This is a genomic window from Spirosoma fluviale, assembly GCF_900230225.1.
GTDB classification, from domain to species: domain Bacteria; phylum Bacteroidota; class Bacteroidia; order Cytophagales; family Spirosomataceae; genus Spirosoma; species Spirosoma fluviale.
Genome location: NZ_OCNH01000002.1, coordinates 683076 through 702163 on the forward strand (window position 1 = coordinate 683076; position 19088 = coordinate 702163).

At 53.1% G+C, this 19088-nt stretch carries 12 protein-coding genes; 1 reads left to right on the top strand and 11 read right to left on the bottom strand.

The window, feature by feature from the left end; translation table 11 throughout:
- Positions 1-7: 7 nt before the first annotated feature.
- The 7 genes from CRO74_RS13525 to CRO74_RS13560 all read right to left on the bottom strand — a co-directional run bounded on the left by CRO74_RS13525 (position 8) and on the right by CRO74_RS13560 (position 11847).
- Positions 8-1372, bottom strand: coding sequence for a neutral/alkaline non-lysosomal ceramidase N-terminal domain-containing protein (locus CRO74_RS13525; protein WP_097126580.1), 1365 nt, complete (start codon positions 1370-1372; stop codon positions 8-10).
- The gene (locus tag CRO74_RS13530) at positions 1369-2772 is read right to left on the bottom strand and encodes a DegT/DnrJ/EryC1/StrS family aminotransferase (RefSeq protein WP_097126581.1); all 1404 of its coding nucleotides are present in this window, start codon (positions 2770-2772) and stop codon (positions 1369-1371) included. Before CRO74_RS13530 ends, CRO74_RS13525 begins: the two co-directional genes overlap by 4 nt.
- A gap of 338 nt (positions 2773-3110) precedes the next feature.
- Positions 3111-3527, bottom strand: coding sequence for a hypothetical protein (locus CRO74_RS13540; protein WP_097126583.1), 417 nt, complete (start codon positions 3525-3527; stop codon positions 3111-3113).
- Positions 3528-3657: 130 nt separating this feature from the next.
- Positions 3658-4161, bottom strand: a complete 504-nt coding sequence (locus CRO74_RS13545; RefSeq protein ID WP_245877872.1) for a Crp/Fnr family transcriptional regulator — start codon at positions 4159-4161, stop codon at positions 3658-3660.
- Positions 4162-4332: 171 nt separating this feature from the next.
- Complete coding sequence (locus tag CRO74_RS13550; RefSeq protein WP_097126585.1) at positions 4333-6735, bottom strand: ABC transporter permease; 2403 nt, start codon at positions 6733-6735, stop codon at positions 4333-4335.
- A 128-nt stretch (positions 6736-6863) separates the two neighbouring features.
- Positions 6864-9305 carry an ABC transporter permease gene (locus tag CRO74_RS13555; protein ID WP_097126586.1) on the bottom strand — a complete coding sequence of 814 codons (2442 nt, stop codon included), beginning with the start codon at positions 9303-9305 and terminating at the stop codon, positions 6864-6866.
- 124 nt (positions 9306-9429) lie between these two features.
- The gene (locus tag CRO74_RS13560) at positions 9430-11847 is read right to left on the bottom strand and encodes an ABC transporter permease (RefSeq protein WP_097126587.1); all 2418 of its coding nucleotides are present in this window, start codon (positions 11845-11847) and stop codon (positions 9430-9432) included.
- Positions 11848-11885: 38 nt separating this feature from the next.
- Between CRO74_RS13560 and CRO74_RS13565 the strand changes: the two genes are divergently transcribed.
- Positions 11886-12329: a PDDEXK family nuclease gene (locus tag CRO74_RS13565; RefSeq protein ID WP_097127101.1), complete on the top strand. Its 444-nt coding sequence runs from the start codon at positions 11886-11888 to the stop codon at positions 12327-12329.
- 71 nt (positions 12330-12400) lie between these two features.
- Here the strand turns inward: CRO74_RS13565 and CRO74_RS13570 are convergent, their stop codons facing one another.
- The 4 genes from CRO74_RS13570 to CRO74_RS13585 all read right to left on the bottom strand — a co-directional run bounded on the left by CRO74_RS13570 (position 12401) and on the right by CRO74_RS13585 (position 18970).
- On the bottom strand, positions 12401-14788 hold the full coding sequence (locus tag CRO74_RS13570; protein WP_097126588.1) for an ABC transporter permease: 2388 nt from the start codon (positions 14786-14788) through the stop codon (positions 12401-12403).
- Between the two features lie 100 nt (positions 14789-14888).
- Positions 14889-15566, bottom strand: a complete 678-nt coding sequence (locus CRO74_RS13575) for an ABC transporter ATP-binding protein (protein ID WP_012929072.1) — start codon at positions 15564-15566, stop codon at positions 14889-14891.
- Positions 15567-15751: 185 nt separating this feature from the next.
- Positions 15752-16999 carry an efflux RND transporter periplasmic adaptor subunit gene (locus CRO74_RS13580; protein ID WP_097126589.1) on the bottom strand — a complete coding sequence of 416 codons (1248 nt, stop codon included), beginning with the start codon at positions 16997-16999 and terminating at the stop codon, positions 15752-15754.
- A gap of 246 nt (positions 17000-17245) precedes the next feature.
- Complete coding sequence (locus tag CRO74_RS13585; RefSeq protein ID WP_097126590.1) at positions 17246-18970, bottom strand: ArnT family glycosyltransferase; 1725 nt, start codon at positions 18968-18970, stop codon at positions 17246-17248.
- Positions 18971-19088: the final 118 nt, after the last annotated feature.

Sequence of the window (19088 nt, forward strand, 5' to 3'; positions counted from 1 at the left end):
CGTCTTATCAATGATTCACCCTGGGTACCCCCACCTGGTCGGCCAGGCGGTTGATCTCATCGTAAATCAGGTTGGGTACAGAAGCGGCCCAGGGACTTGGCAGGCCATAGACCATTTGGGAAGATGCGCCTTCGTAACCGCCTTCCAGCAAAATGGTGGCCGAGGGAATGTATCCCATCACATCGTTGGCATAGCCCATCACGAAAATATCCGGACCAAAACGTTTTTTGCAGACGAGGGCGTATTCGATAACGAGTTCTCCCCCGAAGCTCAGAATGGGTTGATTCCCCAGTTGCCAGACCTGCAACGGATACGGATAATGAGTCAGAAAGGGTTTGCCCTGCTTCATCTCAGTCAGCATCCGGTTTGCCCACCGCGTTATATGTGGCGGACCGTCGATGGTCAGTTTGGTTAAGTCAGCCGCCGTCGGTGGGGCCGATAGCGGCAGGTCGATCTCCGAATACGCCGTGCGGAGTTGGGCCGGTAAACTGCGCATGGGTTCGTCGAGCACCCGGTCGACGGCAGCGGCCAGCTCCCGCCCGTACTGACGCGCCAGCGAGATCGTCCGGCGGGGGAGTGGGTTCTGATCGCCTGCCGCTCCCTGAAAGAAAAGGGCCGTAACGCCGGGGTGCTCTTGCTCCAGAGCCAGTTGCGCAAAACCGGCGTAGTCGCCCGACCACTGGTACAGATCCAGCACGGTAGGGTGACAGGCATAGCCAAAGACAATGGCTTTCAATGTGCCAGTGGCCGTCAGCACTTTAATGACCGGCACGGCATAGTCGTTGGGGCCTTTCAGTTCGGTTTGTTCCAGCAGCGCACCTTCCTTGTTGTTGCGCCGGTTCACCTGAAAACGGGTGACGCCATTCTGCGCGAAAAGCGTCACCGGCTCCATCGTCCGCAAAGCCTCGCCCACCAACGAAATAATCTGCGCTTCGAACTGCCGGGAATACCGGTCAATGATCGCCTGCTGGGCAGCGTCGAGCGGGTACACATCCTGAAGGCTGCGGTCGAGCACCGGCCCCGAATGTGTGTGCGAACTGTTCAGAATGATCTGCGCTTTCGACAACCTGAATTGGCTGTTCAGCCGGTCGCGAATCCGATCCGACATCGCTTTGGGGAAACCCAGCATATCGGTGGTGACGAGGACGGCCTGTTTGCCGTTTTCATCTTCCAGCGCCACCGCTTTAGCCCATAAGTCGTGAAGTTTACCGTCCGAGGCATGCGTTCGGGAAGCATAACCAGCCAGCCACTGCGCCGTTGTCGGGGTAATGACCACGCGGGCGACACCGGCTTTCCAGCCTTTTGCCAGGGCGGAGCTACCCGGCAGCCCGATCAATACTATGAGCCAGATGAACCGGAGCTGTTGTTTCATTTCTGACTCAGCAGTTTATCGGCCTGTGTATAGATTTTCTCGATGGCATTGGCAATTTCATCCATATCGGCCTGCGTGCCCAGCAGCATATTTTGCGTGAACCACACGGCTTCTTCGTTGCAGAGCCGGTCGTTTTGCGGGCAGTGGTTCCGCTCGACGTACCCCTTGAAATTCAGCATGGCTTTGGGATACATTTTCTGGTAGTTTTTCGACCGAAAGGCGTCGTCCAGATATGGCATGTTATTCAGCGTGGCATACCCTTTTGAGCAGGGAATACCTTCGGCCGCCAGCGCTTTTAGGAACATCTCGCGGGGTAATCCCTTGAACGCTTCTTTCTGGTACCGGAAAGGGAAAAGGTGAAAAGCCGCCCGCGTTACATTGTCGTATAGTTTATAGGGTACGATACCCGGAATGGAACGGATCTTCGCTTTCAGGTAAGCTGCATTGGTATTGCGGGTGGTGGTTTCGGCATCGAGCCGTTTCAACTGTGCCAGACCAATCGCGGCTTGGTATTCTGTCAGCCGCATTTTTGTGCCCTGAATCAGCGTGCCCGCGCCAATCACGCCGGATACCATACCGTAGGGATTTCCGTAGTTGTGGTACGAAAAACAGCGATCCATAAACGCGTCGTCGTTGCTCACCACGGCTCCCCCTTCGCCAATGGCTAGGTTCTTCGAGTTCTGAAAGCTGAAGCAGCCCGCATCGCCAAAGGTGCCCACTTTCTGATGGTCAATCTCGGCCAGATGCGCCTGACAGGCATCTTCAATAACCACTAGATTATGCTTTTTGGCAATCGCAAGAATCTGGGGCATGTTGGCCGGTAGCCCCAGGATATGCACCGGAATAATGGCTTTAGTCCGCGACGTGATTTTAGCTTCGATGTTGGCCGGGTTCATCTGGAACGTTTCGGGATCGACATCGACGAAAACGGGCATGGCTCCCGTTGCCAATACGGGTGCCACCGTACCGATAAAGGTGTAGGGCGGCACCAGCACCTCGTCGCCCCCGCGAACGTCCAGCTGCGCCAGCGCGGCAATGAGGGCATTGGTTCCATTCACGACCGCCAGCGAGCGTTTCACCCCCAGCGTAGCGGCCCATTGAGCCTCAAACTCACTAACGACCGTTGCCCGCGACCAGATGCCGCTGCGAATCACCTCCAGTAATTGTTTCTCGTCCTGCTCCGGTTTCCAAATCGGCCAGACTGGCCATTGTTTACTTCGGATGGGTTTCCCGCCCAGCAGCGCCAGCGGCTCCGCCAGCGAGGAGGACGTTGGTAACGCCGGGCTGGATGAACCACTGGCTGACGTACCCGTGAGTACGGCAGGGGCCAGCACGGCACCGAGTCCCGTTAGCGAATTGCGCCGGATAAATTCACGTCTGGAAAACTTGTTGGTTGGCATGTGCGTATAGCCGTGCCCGGTAGCCCATCCGGGGAACGCTCACCCCGGCACGTTATGGAGGTAAGCCGCTTCAAAAAGCGGGGGTTAACCAAAAAATACCTGTTTCCTTGATGGCGCGATGGCGCGAGGCTGGAGCCTCGTGTCTCTTATTCCCCGGCCTCTGGCCGGTAAGTCACAACAGCTAGATATACTGGCCAGAGGCCGGAGAATAGTAGACACGAGGCTCCAGCCTCGCGCCATCGCGCCACTAGGTATACGTACTTCCTTTTTCACGCTGCTAAATCAAAAAAAGTCGGAACATAAGTTGTCCCGACTTGAGAAGTAAATGGTCGTTTTTATTATCCAATCACTCGTTTGTCTTTCGCTACGAATTTTGCAAAAGCCAATAAGGCACCTGTCACCATTACGTTTCTGAAAAAGTTTACCATTTCCAACTCCTGTTCTCTCGCCAAATCGGCCGTCATAGTCTCTGTGCCTAATTCGTGACCCATGGCGCGTGGTAAATGAACCAATACAGCCATTAAGAGTGTATATAAAGCCATTGCCGAATAAGCCAACTTATCGTATTTGCCAATGACAGCACTTACGATAAATAAAAGGATGCAAACCAACGTGAAGTAATTCCAGAAATAGGGGAAAGGGATGTAATCAGGCACGAAGGAAGCTCCAACGTCTGGTTTGCCCAAATGTAGGCCAACGTAAAGCAAAAACGAAAGTGGGAAAATGTATTTCCCAGAGTGTAGAATTTTGTCCATGGCTTTACTGTCTATCGGGTTGGAAAGGGGACGAGTGGTCTGATTCCTACCGAACTAGCTGGATATTTTGGTGAATGATGAGCAAAATTCACCAATTGAACTTCCGTGAACGATGACAAAAGTCTATGTTTTACAACTTGGCTTTGAGTCGGCTAAAAACATCTTTGTTGATGCCCAGATAGGAGGCTATGAGTTTGCTTGAGAGTCTTGTCAGGAGCATTGGCCGGTATTCCATTAGCCATTTTATTCTGTCCAATGCCGTCAAGGATACAAAGGCGTTGATGCGATACACGGAGTTTGCGTAAGAGGCTTCCAGAATTTGTTTATACACTTTATCAAACTGCGGACTGGTTTCCATCATTGTCTGAAAGGATGGTCGGTCAATAGCAAAAAGTTCGCAGGGTTCAACGGTCCGTATATTTTCTGTGGCAGGGTTGCCACTGCTAAAACTTAACAGTTCTGAGCACCAATTGTCTTCAATGACGATGTCGCGGGTCGTTTCGTTAAAATCCTTGTCGTAGACGTAAACCTGCAAACAGCCTTTGGCAATAAAGTAAACGTATTTGCACGGGTCGCCTTGCCGTAAAATTTGTTCGTTTCGTTTTGCCTTGATGTGTTTGAACGTAGCAAGCACCTTGTCCAAATTGTCAAGGTCGTTTCCGAGTCTGTTTGTAATATGATTGCGTAAAACGTCTATCATTTAGTATCGGATGGTGATGGTTGCCTGACACCTAAATATACGACGTTCCTGTAGAGACAGGGCATGCCCTGTCTCTACCTATGCCCTGTCTCTACGTATGCATGATTATTCTGACCGCAACGATTTCACCGGATTCATCAACGCAGCTCTAATACTCTGGAAACTGACTGTCAATAGCGCAATGCCTACGGCCAGCATACCCGCTAGGGCGAATACCCACCACTCGATGTCGATCTTGTAGGCGAAGTCGTTGAGCCATTGGTTCATGGCGTACCAGGCCAGGGGCGAGGCTATGACCAGGGCCACCAGAACGAGTTTTAAAAAGTCCTGCGAGAGTAGGCTGACAATGCTGAACACCGAAGCGCCGAGCACTTTCCGAACGCCAATCTCTTTAGTGCGCTGCGCCGTTGTGTAGGCCGATAAGCCGAACAGGCCCAAGCAGGCCAGAAAGATGGACAGGAACGCAAAAATGCTGAAAATGAGCCCGGTTCGCGTTTCGGCGGCATAGAGTTTGTTGAACTCCTCGTCCATAAATTCGTAGGAAAAGGGTCGGTCGGGGATGAGCGTCCGCCATTTGCTTTCCAGGAACCGGAGCGTGTTGGGCAACTGACTGCCCGATAGTTTGACCAGCAGGATCTCACCGCCATTCTGCGGAAAAAGAACCAGCGGGCTAATCTTCTGCTTCATCGACGCGAAGTGGAAATCGGCCACAACGCCTTTGATTTCGCCCAGTCGCCCATTCATATCCAGCCACTGGCCAATGGCTTGCTGGGGTGTCCAGCCCAGTTCTTTTACGGCGGCCTCGTTGAGAATGAACCGGCTTCGGGTGAGGCTGTCGTTATCCGTGCGCGAGATACGGTCCATATCGGCGGCATTCAGGTTGCTGCCCGCAATCAGTTGCAGGCTCATCGTTGGCACATAATCTTCGTCGATGGTCACTCCGGCGACCATCTTTCGCTGATCGGCCGCCATCTTGGCACTGCGCATCACGTACCCGCCTTCCACAAACACCGGCGACTCCGACGCCAGCGACACATGCTGAACGTCCGCATTTTGGCGGAACTCACTTTTTATGGCCGCTATCTTCTCATTGACCTGCTTATCGACGGGAAGCATCAGCACATGGTCTTTGCTGTAGCCTAATTTCTTTTGCTGCACAAAAGCGAGCTGGTTGCGAACCAGCAAGGTGCTGATGATGAGGAAGGCAGTAATGGCGAACTGAAAGACGATCAGCGCCCGCCGAAACTGGCCCGCTCCGGCGGTTTTCAGATGCCCTTTCAGCACGCGTACCGGCTCAAACCGCGCCAGTACCAGCGCCGGATAGCTGCCCGCGATCAGGCTGACGACCAACCCGATACCCACCAATAGCAGGAGGTTGCTGGGTTCGAACCAGCTGCTAATGGTAAACTGCCGGTCAGACAGCTCATTGAATATTGGTAACGTTAGTGCCGCCAGCAGCAATGCCAGCACTAGGGCAATGGACGTAACAATCACCGATTCGCCAATGAACTGCCCGAAGAGTTGACCGCGCATTGCACCCATCACTTTTCGTACACCCACTTCCTGCGCCCGTTCCACCGCCCGCGAGGTAGCCAAATTAACGTAGTTGACGCAGGCGATCAGTAGAATGAGCAGGGCTATCGACCCGAAAATATAGATGTAGGTCAGGTCGCCGTTGGGTTCGAAACTGCCCTCTACCTCGGAGTGCAAATGCACCCGGCGCAGCGGTTCGAGATTATACGTCAGGTAGCTCCCCGCCGACATTTCCTCTTTCCCGAACTGCGTTTTCATGAAGCCCGGAATCTTGGCCTGTAGCGGGGCCATGCCGTCCGGTTTACGAAGCAACAGATAGGTGGCGTAATTGGACGAAAACCACTCTTCGCTTTTCGCTGCGGGCAGCGTCAGGAACGACGTCAGCAGGTCGTATTTAATCTGCGAATTGGCCGGACTGTCTTTCACGACGCCCGTAACGGCATAATCCCGGAACGACCCGCCTGTGTTGATGCGAAGCGGTTTGCCCACTGGATTCTCGTCGCCGAAGTATTTGCGGGCCGTGCTTTCCGACAGCACCACCAGGTTCGGGGCCGCCAGTGCCGTTTGCGGATCGCCTTTCAGGAGCGGGAACGAAAACAGTGTAAAGAAGGCTGAATCGGCGAAGACGATCCGTTTTTCGCTGAACTGCTGGTCGCCGGTATTGACAACCCCGTCCCGGTTAATGAGCCGCACCCCCGATTCGATCTCGGGAAACTGCCGCCCAAATTCCTTCACGACTTTGGTGCCCGTTTGCGGAATTTTCGCGACTCGGCCCTCCATGCTGTACTCCATCGTTACCCGCACGATCCGGTCGGCTTTCTGCTGGAAATCGTCGTAGCTCAATTCATGCGTGATGTACATGAACAACAGCAGGCACGAGGCCAGCCCCACCGCCAGCCCAACAATGTTGATACCGGAGAAAACCTTATTTCTCCACAAGTTTCGAACCGCAATTCGGAGATAGTTCTGGATCATGATTTGTGTAGAGACGCAATACCTTGCGTCTGTTTTGCGTCAGCAATTGGTATCTATAAAAAACCGTCCGGGTGCTGAACCGTCCGGGTGCTGAACCATCCGGTCAGGAGACGCGAAGGGTCGCGTCTCTACTCGCTCCTTAAACTCTTCACCGGGTTCATCAACGCGGCTTTCACACTCTGAAAACTTACCGTCAATAGGGCAATGCCTACGGCCAAAATACCCGCCAGCGCGAACATCCACCACTCGATGTCGATTTTGTAGGCGAAGTCGGCGAGCCATTGGTGCATGGCGTACCAGGCCAGCGGGGAGGCAATGACGATGGCGATCAGGACCAGCTTCAGGAAGTCTTTGGAGAGCAGACCGATGAGGCTAGGGACGCTCGCGCCCAGTACTTTGCGAACACCGATTTCTTTAGTACGCTGTTCAGCCATGAACGCGGCCAGACCAAACAGACCCAGACACGCAATCAGGATGGCCAGAGCGGCAAACGTTAACGCAATGGTGCCGATCCGTTGTTCAGCCCGGTACATCTCGTCGAAACTATCGTCCATGAATTTGTAGGTAAATGGCAGGCCGGGAGCCAGTTGCTTCCATTTCGCTTCGATCTGCTGCATTAGTACCGGCAGGTTCGTACTGCTCACCCGGAACGAAGCTGCCCCCGAATTAGCGTCCAGCACCATCGACAACGCCCCAATGTTGCGCCGGAGCGATTCGAAGTGGAAGTTCTTCACCACCCCAATGACGGTGTACGTTTTGCGGATTTTCCCCTCAGGGTCATCGAAGCGCCAGACACGCTTGCCGATGGGGTCTTTGAGCCCCAGAATTTTGACGGCCGCTTCGTTCAGGAGCATACCCGAGGAGTCAGAACCAAAGGCCTGTGAAAAATCCCTCCCCCCAGCCATCTGAATACCCAGCGTCTTGACGTAATCGTAATCAACACCCCAGCTTTGCATGCTGGCCCCCTTGTTCAGGTTCGTCTGGCCTTCGGGAAAGAATACAGTGTCGTTTCGGTCGGAGGGGGTGGGGAGATAACCGGACAGGCTGCCGCTCACCACGCCCGGCAAGCGCAGCACCTCCTGCTTGAAGGTTTCGGCCTGTTTGCCTACCGAATACAGGTCGTTGATGGTCAGGACGTGATCGCGGTTGAAGCCCACGCTCGTCGTTTGAATGTAAGTAAGTTGCCTATACACGATGATGGTCCCGACAATGAGCACGACCGACATCATAAACTGAAACACCACCAGTCCGCTCCGCAGGCTGACGCTGCGGAAGCTCATGTTTACGCGGCCTTTCAACACTGCAATGGGCTGAAAGGAAGACAGGAAAAAGGCCGGATAACTGCCCGCCAGCAAGCCCACGACAATCGGCAGAATAAGAAGCACCGGTAATAGCATTGGCGATACCAGCTGAGACAGGCCGATTTCTTTAGCCGCAATGTTGTTGAAGCTTGGCAACGCAACGGCCACGATAACGATGGACAGCCCCATAGCCAATACTGTTGTCAGCACTGATTCGGTCATGAACTGACCCACCAGCTGCTGCCGTTCGGAGCCCATTACTTTCCGGACGCCAACCTCTTTGGCCCGGTTCGATGAGCGGGCGGTGGCCAGATTCATGAAGTTGATGCAGGCAATGATGAGAATGAACAGCGCTACGGCCGAGAAAATATAGACGTACTGAATGTCGCCGTTGGGCGCCAGTTCGACTTGCTGTTTGGAGTGAAGATGGATATCGGTGAGGGGAATGAGCCAGAATTTCATCTGGTTGTTACCCTTCCGAAACTGCTCCATCGTGGTGCCTGTCATTTGCAGCAATTGCGGCCCTACATATTTCTCGATAACGGCCTCGAAGTTTTGCGCAAACACGCTGGGATCCGCCGGAGCGCCGGACCGTCCTGCCTTTAGCCGGATATACGTATGGTGGTTATTGCTGAGCCATTGCCCCCAGGGGTACTTGTCGCTGAGCATCGTCACGAAGAAATCGGTGCGGAAGTGTGCGTTCCGGGGCATGTCGCGTATGATGCCCGTTACTTTGTAGTTTTCCTTGTTCGCAAAAATCAGCGTCTGCCCCAGGGCGTTCTGGTTCCCGAAGTGCCGTTTCGCAGCCGATTCGCTGATCACCACCGTGTTCGGTTCCGTCAGTGCCCGTTTGGGATCACCTGCCACGAAGGGCAGCGTAAACACATCGAACAGCGTAGAATCGGCAAACGTAATGTCGCTTTCCCGGATATTGGTCGTTTCGCCAGCCTTCTTCACCAGCCAGTTTCCGCGTTGATGCAGCCGGACAAACTGTTCCACCTGTGGGTAGTCTTTTTTCAGGGTTGCTCCCAGTGGGTCGGCCGTTGTGGCGAAGTGCATGTCGTTACCCCCAAACTTAATATCGGACTGCACCCGGTAGATACGCTCGGCGTTGGCATTGTAGCGGTCGAAGCTCAGTTCGTCCAGCACGTACAGCATGATGAGCAGGCAGCACGCCAGCCCAACGGCCAGCCCGAAGATGTTGATAAACGCGAATCCCTGCTGTTTCCGCAGGTTCCGCCAGGCGATTTTGAGGTAGTTTGTTAGCATGTTGTGTATGTGTAGAGCCGCAATCCCTTGCGGCTATTTTGCGTCAGCAATTAGTATCTACAATAAAGGCCATCCGGGTGCTGAGCCATCCGGGTGCTGAGACGCAAGGGATTGCGTCTCTACATTATTCGGACCGCAACGATTTCACCGGGTTCATCAACGCGGCTTTCACGCTTTGATAACTTACCGTCAATAGCGCAATCATAATGGCAAGCACCCCGGCCAGGGCGAAGACCCACCATTCGATGTCGATTTTGTAGGCAAAATCCTGAAGCCAGTTGTCCATAGCCCACCACGCCAGGGGCGAGGCAATGACGATAGCCGCCACAACAAGCTTGAGAAAGTCTTTAGAGAGTAACGCCACGATGCTGGAAATACTGGCCCCCAGTACTTTACGGACGCCGATTTCTTTGGTTCGCTGCTCGATGGTAAGCAGGGCAATCGAGAACAAACCCATGCACGAGAGCAAAATGGCGATGCCCGCAGCGGTGGAAAAAATGGTGGATAGTCGCTGTTCTTTCCGGTACCAGCGTTCGGTGTTCTCGTCCAGAAACGACCCGATGAATTCCTGTTTGGGGGCAATGGTTTTCCAGGCGCTCTTGATGGTTTCCATCGCGCCCGTCAGGTTTTGCGGATTTACCCGCACAAGGATGTATTGAATGGGTGCGCTGGATTCCATTTGCAGGGTAATCGATTTGGCTTCCTGATGCAAAGAATAGAGATTGAAATCCGACACGACGCCCACAATCTGGTACGATTTATTGTCGGGCTTGATGAATTTGCCAACAGGATTCGCTTCGCCCAGCGCCTTGGCCATACTCTCCGTAATCAGCACCGCCGAACTCGAATCGGTACTGAACGCCGGACTGAAATCGCGGCCCTTCAGGAGCTTGATACCCATTGTTTTGAGGTAATCGGTGTCGATGCGAAGCCAATCGCAGGTGATGTCGCGCTTTCCGTAGAGGAAGCCGAACATCATGCGCGACGAACTGCCGTCCAGCCCCGCGCCAATGTTCACCCCGGAACCGGACACGGCCGTGATATTTGGCTGGTTCGTCAGCCGGTCGCGCATAGCTTTCAGGGCTACGGTACCGTTCAGTTCGCCACCCACCGGAATACTGATTACCTGCTCTTTGTCCATGCCCATGGGTTTCTGTTGCAGGTAACTAATCTGCTGGCGGACAATAACCGTACAAACAATGAGCAGACAGGCAATCGTAAACTGCGTTACGATCAGGGAGTTGCGCAGGAATCCCGGTTTGCTCATTTTTACTTTCCCTTTCAGTACCTCAACGGCGTTGAAGCGCGTGACGAACCAGGAGGGATAGCCGCCGGCCACCAGCGTGATGAACAGGAAGCCAAGCGCCGTTACCAGCAGAACGGTTGGCGTCAGGAAATTATCCAGTGTCAGGTAGCTTCGGAACAGGCGGTTGAAGGTAGGCAGCACAACATAGGCCAGCCCTAGGCCAATGAGCAGGGCAGCAAAGCACAGCAGCAGGGTTTCGCCCCAGATTTGACTGAACAACTGTCCCCGTTGTGCCCCCAGCGATTTACGAACCCCGACTTCCCGCGCCCGCGAGAGCGATTGCGCAATGGTCAGGTTAATGAAGTTGATGCAGGCAATGGCTAGAATAAACAGGCCGATGAGCAGCAATGTGTACACATACGCCCGGCTGATACCTCCGCCATGCGTGGTAACGGTGTCGAAATGGACATCGCGCATCGGCTCTAAAAGCAGGCTACGCTGGTAGCCCAGTTCATTTTTCGGATAGCCCTGTTTCTGACGGTCTTTAATGTCGGAAGCGAAGTATTTATCCATGAAAGCCTGCGTCCGACGTTGCAGCGTTTGGGCATCGGTACCGGCTTTTATTTTCACATATACATCATGGTTCCCATGATCCCAGCGGGATTTAAACTCCTGATAGTCGCCTGCATTGTCGCTGCGGATGAGGGCGTCGAAGTCGATTGATGAGTTTTTCGGAGCATTGCTGATGACGCCCGTAACGGTAAATGCCTGCCAGGCATCGTTCATGCGGAGCTGGAGCGGCTTACCGACGGGATCTTCCTGCCCGAAAATATCCTTCGCCATGCGTTCGCTGATGACAATGTCGCTCAGACTGTTCATGGCTGTTTTTACGTTGCCCTTTTGAAGCGGGAAGCTGAACATGGTGAGGAAGTCGGCATCGGCCATGCGGACATCCTTGCTGTAGGTCTGACTCGAACGCCGGACAATGGCACTCCGGTCGAACCAGCGCGTAACGCCTTCAATTTCGGGAAATTCAGCTTTGAGGGCAGGTGAAATCGGATAAGGCATCGTGCTCCCTTTATCCGTAGTCCCATCGCGGTTGGTCGACAGGAAGTTCAGCCGGAAGATGCGGTCGGCATCGGTATGGAAGCTATCGTACGACAACTCAAAGGTGGCCGTCAGAAATAAAAGCACGCAGGTACCGAACGCCACCGACAGGCCAACGATGTTGATGAGCGTGTGCGTGCGGTGTTTCCAGAGCGTTCTAAGGGCGACTTTGAGGTAATTGCGGAACATGAATGTTTTCGTTAATTTTGTCTAAAACGCTGTCTATTATGTACTTTCCTTCTGTAAGTGGTCCTTCCGTTGTCGGCGAAGATTTGGGCGTCTGGGCTCCTGCCGATCATCAGCGGATTATCGCTAAACTAACTGTCGGACTGGGTGTCCTTTATTATCGGGAAAAGACGGTTCGCTTAGAACCACTACCTGAAACGATGCTTGACGATGCCAAAGCCAGTCTTGTTCCTGATCTGTCACTGGTCGACAACAGCGCTGACGAAACGCCAATTATTATCGAAGTGTGCAAGACAAAAGGTCAAAAGGACGATGTACAGAAAGTGATTCAACTAGTTGATAATAATCTGTATGGTATCCGCGAAGGCTTCGTCTACAATTACAAAACCCAGCAATGGCTTCGGTATCGTTTTGGCGATGGTGGCCTGACCACCGAATCGTCATTCTCTGAGCTACTCAACCTCGACCTGAACGATTTCCTGTAAACGTACCCATGGGCTTTAGCCCGTGTATGCATTGATACAAAACACGGGCTAAAGCCCGTGGGTACGTAGTATCACTCCGTTCTCAACGATTTCACCGGATTCATCATCGCGGCTTTGATGCTTTGATAACTTACGGTCAGGAACGCAATGAGAACGGCCAGTACACCCGCTATGCCGAAAATCCACCAGGTCAGGTCTTCCCGATACGCAAACGTTTCCAGCCATTTGCTCAATGCCCACCACGCCAGCGGAGTGGAGAGTACCAGCGCAATCAGCACCAGTTTTAGAAAATCTTTTGAGAGCAGGCCAACGATATTCGTTACCGACGCGCCTAATACCTTCCGCACGCCAATCTCTTTGGTACGCTGCTCGGCCGTGAAAGCTGCCAGCGCAAATAGTCCCAGGCAGGAGATCAGAATGGCCAGCATACCGAAATAGTTGACAAGGATGTGTACCTGCTGCTCGGCCCGGTACAGGCTTTCGAACTCTTCGTCCAGAAAATGATAGGTAAACGGATAATTCGGGTTGAATTGCTTGGACAACTTTTCGAGCTCGGCGATGGCGTTGGGTGCTTGCCCGGCGTGGGTCTTTACAAGTAGATAACTCGTGTTCCGGCTGTCGAAGCAAAGGATAAGCGGGGCTATTGTCTGATGCAGCGAGTTGAGGTGAAAGTCTTTCATCAACCCAATGATCTTGCCCTTACCCGGCCAGAACTGCACATTTTTTCCAACCGGATCTTTCATTGCCATCAACCGGGCAGCGGCTTCGTTGATGAGGTAATTGGTCGAATCGGCGGGACTGTCGGTGCGGAAGTCGCGCCCGTCGACCAGCTTGATATTCATGGTTTTGGTGAAGTCGCCCCCCACAAACATGCAGGATACGTTTGTTTGCAGGTTGGGGTCTTTGCCGTCCCATTTCAGGTCGCCGGAAGTGCTTTGGACATTCACCGGTAATGACATAGCCGTTGTAGCCGAGGCAATGGCTGGCTGCCGCATCACTTCCTGCCGGAATGCTTCTACTTTTTTAGGTTGGGCAATCTCACCTTCCAGTGGAAGATAAACGATGTTTTCGCGGTCGAGGCCAAGGTTCTTGGTACGAAGGTAGTTCATCTGCCGACCGATAGCCAGTATGCCGACAATCAGAAAAATCGACAGCGAAAACTGGAAGACAACCAGCACCCGCCGGAACAGAGCCGGGCTACTAAACGCCGAACCAGAGCTCAATTGAATTTTCCCCTTCATGATTTTTATCGGCTGCAAAGACGACAGGAACAGCGCCGGATAACTGCCTGATAAAAAACCCGTAATAAGGACCAGTCCGAGGATGGTGAGCCACAGAGCCGGTTCGGTCAGGTCGAGGGTTAGTTGTTTCTCAAATGTGGTGTTGAAAGTGGGTAGCACACACCAGACGAGACCTACCGCCAACACGATGGCCAGCAAGCTCATGAGCATCGACTCGCTCAAAAACTGCCCGATCAGCGACGACCTCAACGCGCCCACTACTTTCCGAACGCCCACTTCCTTCGCCCGCATCGCCGACTGGGCCGTGGCCAGGTTCATGAAGTTGATACAGGCAATGAGGAGCATGAACAGCGCGACGATGGAGAAGATCCGCACATACTCGATGCGCCCACCCACCGATACGCCGTTTTTGTAGTCTGAATACAGGTGCAGGTCGGTGATGGGTTGCAGAACGGGGCGCCCCGTTTCGAAGTTTTTACCGGCAGTACGGGGGTAAATCGTTGCCATAGCGGCTTCGGCCTGGGCCAGCGTCGTCGGTCCGCCGATGCGGTTGGGTTTCAGCCGGACAAAGGTTTGAAAGGAGTTGTTGCCCCAGGTTTTCATCCAGTCCTGCTCGTACGCTTTCCAGTTCACCAGCCAGTCGAACTGAAGCGTCGAGTTGGTCGGCAAATTTTCCAGTATCGCACCAACAACGTAAAACTTGTTGTTGTCGAGTTGCAGGGTTTTGCCAAGGGCTAATCCATTCGGGAAGAATTTCTCCGCCAGTTTTCGGGTAATAACGATCTGGTTGGGTTGCGCCAGCGCGGCTTTGGGATTTCCGTATAGAGCAGGCAGGTCGAAGACACCAAAAAAATCGGCGGTAGCATAATGCCCTTTTTCCTTGGCGGTTGTTTCGCCAACTTTTACCAGCACTTCATTACTGAAGTTGATCTTGGTGGTGGCCGCTACTTCCGGTACATCTTTCGCGATGGCTTCCTGCAAGGGGCCGGGTGTGACGGTGTTCGTGACCGTTTCGCCATTGTAGGGGAAGTTGACCCGCACATAATGAATGCTCTCGGCGTTGTTCAGAAAGCGGTTATAGCTCAGTTCATCCTTCACCCAGAGGCCAATCAGCAAGCTGCACGCCATGCCCAACGCCAGTCCAAAAACGTTGATGGATGAGTAGAGTTTGTTCTTCATCAAACTCCGAAACGCGATTTTGACGTAGTTGCGGAACATGGGTTGAGAGGAGATTTGTAGAGACGCAATCCCTTGCGTCTCCTAAGCGTCAGCAAAACCATCCGGGGTATGAGACGCAAGGGATTGCGTCTCTACGTTCCTATACGTGGAAATTCTCCGTGACCACTTTACCATCGAACAAATTCACGATGCGATGCGCGAAACCGGCATCGTAGGGTGAGTGCGTTACCATAATGATCGTGGTGCCTTCGTCGTTCAGTTCGCCCAGGAGCTTCATTACTTCCTCGCCATTCTTGGAGTCGAGGTTACCCGTCGGTTCATCGGCCAGGATCAGCTTGGGTTTGGCAACAACCGCCCGCGCAATGGCCGTCCGCTGCTGCTGACCACCCGATAACTGTTGCGGGAAGTGATTGCGCCGGTGCATGATGCTCATCCGCTCCAAGGCTTCTTCTACGCGCTTCTTCCGCTCGTCGGGGGGCGTTTTTAGATACAGCAGGGGTAGCTCGACGTTTTCATACACGGTCAGTTCGTCGATCAGGTTGAAGCTCTGGAACACGAAGCCGATGGAGCCTTTGCGGAGTTGCGCCCGTTGCCGTTCGGTCATTTTGGCTACTTCCGTGCCGTAGAAATTGTACTCGCCCTCGCTGGGGTTATCCAGCAGTCCCAAAATGTTGAGCAGCGTGGATTTGCCGCAGCCCGAAGGGCCCATGATGGCGACGAACTCGCCGTCTTTGACATCCATATTGATGCCATTAAGGGCGGTGGTTTCTACTTCTTCGGTCGAGAAGAGTTTCTGAAGGTTAATTGTCTGAATCATATGGAAAAGGGTTTGCCACAGAGATGCACGGAGGAGCACAGAGATACACAGAGGTTTAAAAGAGATTTTTCCTGTGTTTATCCGTGTTGCCTTATTCGCCAACAAGCACGACGGTGGGCTTTAAAAGAGAAACTTTCTCTGTGTATCTCCGTGTACCTCCGTGTATCTCTGTGGCATACATAATGTTAAAATTCTAAAACTTCATTATCTCCAAAATTCTCGTAACTGCTCGTGATCACCTGTTCGCCGGGTTGCAGGCCGTCAAGTACTTCGTAGAACTCGGGGTTTTTGCGGCCCAGCGTAATTTGCCGTTTCACCGCCCGTTTGCCCGACCGATCCACGACATACACCCAGTTGCCGCCCGTGTCGGAGAAGAAGCCGCCGACGGGGATGAGCGTTGCTTTAGCCGCTTTGCCCAACTCCAGCTGAATCGGCGACGACTGGCCACGCTTGATGCCTTCGGGAGCCCCTTTCGGGAAGATCATGTCGACCTCGAACCGGCCGCTTTTTACCTCCGGATAGACCCGGTTAATGCTCAGTTCGTGCATTTTTCCGTTGAACTCAAACGACCCTTTCAAACCGGCGAATACCCGGCTGATGTAGTGTTCATCGACGCCAACCCGCATTTTGAAGCCGTTCAGGTCGTCAATCTGCCCAATGTTCTGACCCCGGTTGATGTTCGAGCCAACTTCCACATCGATGCTGGACAACTGGCCCGAAACAGGCGCTTTTACGACCAGGTTATCGAGTGTCTGTTGCCAAAGAGCCACATTTTTCTGCGTACGTTGCAACGTACCTTCCAATTGTTTGATCTGGAACTTCGCGTTATCTTCCTGATATTTCTGCGTTTCAATTTCAATACTACGCTGGCTGGTTAGCCGTTCGTAGGCACGCTTGGCCTTTAGGTAATCCTCTTCCGAAATAACTTTGTCCTTATACAATTTGGCCTGACGGTCGTAGGAGTCTTTCGCCTGATCAATTTGTGCATCCAGATCGGCCAGGGTTTTTCGGAGCGTAAACCGTTCAACCTGTAGGCGCTGGCGGGTATTTTGCAGGTCGTTAACCAGTCGGTTGGCTTCGGTTTCAGATTGTAAGAAGCTCAGTTTGAGGCTTTGGTTCTCCAGCTTCAGCAGCACATCGCCCTGCTTTACGGTGCTGCCGCCTTCAACCAGTTTCTGGGTTACGTATCCACCTTCGATGGCATCGAGCCGGATGGTTTTCAGCGGCTGTACCACGCCCGTGACGGCGATAAAGTCTTCAAAAGGGCCAGTCGAAACGGCTGAAACGGTGATTTTGTCTTTTTCGACATTGAGTTTCGACCGGCGGTCGGCGAAGAAGAGAGTGTAAGCTAGCAAGCCTATAACCAGTGTTCCGCCCCCGAAAAGAGCCAGTCGCTGGGTTGTCCAAAATCGTTTAGGTAGTACGCGATCCATTGCAATTGTCTAGCGAAAGAGTGAAAAGTGAGAGATCGGGCCGGCGTTCCAGTGGTATGCTAGTGTAGTAAAAGCAGATCCAGGCTCAAAGCTCATTCGCTACCAAGTGTTGTGCCAATAGTCATGCCAACCAACCCCTAAGTCTGATTTTCAATAGTTTAGATTATGGCTCAGCATGTTCGGTGTCCGCTTTCGGACGAATCTTGTCCGTTTTTAGGCCTCCCGGTGAAACGCCCGTCCGGTCTTTTACTTTTTAGCCCCCACCTCTGCCAATACGTAAGGCGTTAGCGTTTGGGAGCGGGTGGCCGGGTTGAGGAATTCATACGTCAACTGACTGACATGGTAGTACGGAAACACGGCCAGGTGCTTCACCTGAAAGCCACGCAATTCCAGTGAGTCGGCGTACTCTCCGGTGGTGAATACCTGCTGAGAGCCAGCCTGTAACCGGGCTTTCAGCGATGAATCGGAGCGGGCGTAGGTGGTAGGTGATTTTACGTAAAATTCGTACGTCCAGAAACTGCCTCCGCCCACACCGGTGCCTGGTTCATACAGGATCGTTGGCCGTTTGGCCAGTTTTGGGTCATTGTTGACATACTGGGCCGTTGCCATACCGGCCTGATACCGCAGAAAAGTGGGATACAGAAACAGATTCAGTGTTCCCCCTAGCACCAGCATAGCCCCCACCATGCGTCCCGACAGAGACAAAAGGGTATTTTGCCGGAAGAGCGTATAAGTCGCCAGCGTCATGATAATGACTAACACCACCGAGCCAACCAAATTTTCGGGCTGAACGAATACCAGCAACGCAATAGACAGGCCCGCAATCGCTACTCCAATCGCGGTTTGGCCAACGGTCCACCGGCGCAGATTCTTGGGGGTGAGGCCAACGAGAAACTGCGCTGTGATAACCGCGAAAAAGGGAAACACAATGTTCATGTAGTGGGGCAACTGAAATCCCGAAAACGAGAACAACGCAAACGTGAGCAGGCTAGAACCTAATGATACGTATTCTGGAGAAGTCGCCGGGGATGGGTTGTTTTGCCGTTTGAACAGGTCGCGGATCATCTTCCCAATGCCGATGTAGAGCGGCAGCGACCAGGGCAAGAAAGCCCACAGCAGTGTATGGACGAAGAAAAATTTATCCCCTTCGCCTTTGATAGGGCCGGTATTGAAGAACCGCCCAAACTGGCTATCCCAGAAAAAGAAGCGAACCCCGGAAACCCCCTTTTCTCCGAAAACGACCTTCTCGGGATGGGCGTCGAACTGTTGATAGAGGCAGTAAATTTCGGGCAGGGTAAACGCAAACGATAGAGCTACGGCCACATACCAGCGTAGTTTGAGCAACTCCCGCCAGTGACCTGTTAATAGCCAGTGCAGCACCAGGCCGCCCCCAATGGGAATGAGCACAAAAACCCCTTTAGTCATCAGGGCGCAGCCGGTCAGCAAGGACCCAATGACGAGGTGAAGCCAGTCTTTACGAACGCCATAATTGCTACCCAGAAACACCCGATAAAAATGGTAAACAGCGCCAATAATAAGCGGCATCAGGAAGGGTTCAGCCCGCACATCACTATTGGATAGCACCCCGTGGAAAGCTGTCAGGAGTACCAATGCTGCCAGTTGCGCCACTATTTTGGGGTATGTCAGCCGGGCAAATTTATAGGTGTACACCACACTGCCGAGAAAAAACAACAAGGCCGGAAACTTATACCCAAACGTGTTGATCCCGAATAGTTTGTAACTCACTGCAATGACCCAGAACGGAAAGTGTGGCTTGTCGAGCCAGTCGCTGCCCACGGCATACAGGTTCACGAAATCGCCGGTTTGGGCCATTTGTTTGGCTATGCAGGCGTAGAGGGCGCCATCGAGTTCCATGATAGGGGGAAACAAACCCGTAGCATTCAGGAAGACACCAACCGCGACAAAGGCATAAAACCAGCGGTCATCAAAAGAAGGGTAATTGTCAGTCATTTGTTCTTCTTACAGAGTCACTAGCGGTCAGGTTATTTGTCGGCGTAAAGAGGGTAAAAGTACCTCTGAAAGACGATTTGCCACCGAATTAGATTACCAACCATCTACTGACCATACC

Excerpts from the sequence above, each read along its gene's own strand:
- CRO74_RS13525 (WP_097126580.1), bottom strand. The coding sequence starts at position 1,372 with ATGAAACAACAGCTCCGGTTCATCTGGCTCATAGTATTGATCGGGCTG.
- CRO74_RS13530 (WP_097126581.1), bottom strand. The coding sequence starts at position 2,772 with ATGCCAACCAACAAGTTTTCCAGACGTGAATTTATCCGGCGCAATTCG.
- CRO74_RS13540 (WP_097126583.1), bottom strand. The coding sequence starts at position 3,527 with ATGGACAAAATTCTACACTCTGGGAAATACATTTTCCCACTTTCGTTT.
- CRO74_RS13550 (WP_097126585.1), bottom strand. The coding sequence starts at position 6,735 with ATGATCCAGAACTATCTCCGAATTGCGGTTCGAAACTTGTGGAGAAAT.
- CRO74_RS13555 (WP_097126586.1), bottom strand. The coding sequence starts at position 9,305 with ATGCTAACAAACTACCTCAAAATCGCCTGGCGGAACCTGCGGAAACAG.
- CRO74_RS13560 (WP_097126587.1), bottom strand. The coding sequence starts at position 11,847 with ATGTTCCGCAATTACCTCAAAGTCGCCCTTAGAACGCTCTGGAAACAC.
- CRO74_RS13565 (WP_097127101.1), top strand. The coding sequence starts at position 11,886 with ATGTACTTTCCTTCTGTAAGTGGTCCTTCCGTTGTCGGCGAAGATTTG.
- CRO74_RS13570 (WP_097126588.1), bottom strand. The coding sequence starts at position 14,788 with ATGTTCCGCAACTACGTCAAAATCGCGTTTCGGAGTTTGATGAAGAAC.
- CRO74_RS13575 (WP_012929072.1), bottom strand. The coding sequence starts at position 15,566 with ATGATTCAGACAATTAACCTTCAGAAACTCTTCTCGACCGAAGAAGTA.
- CRO74_RS13580 (WP_097126589.1), bottom strand. The coding sequence starts at position 16,999 with ATGGATCGCGTACTACCTAAACGATTTTGGACAACCCAGCGACTGGCT.
- CRO74_RS13585 (WP_097126590.1), bottom strand. The coding sequence starts at position 18,970 with ATGACTGACAATTACCCTTCTTTTGATGACCGCTGGTTTTATGCCTTT.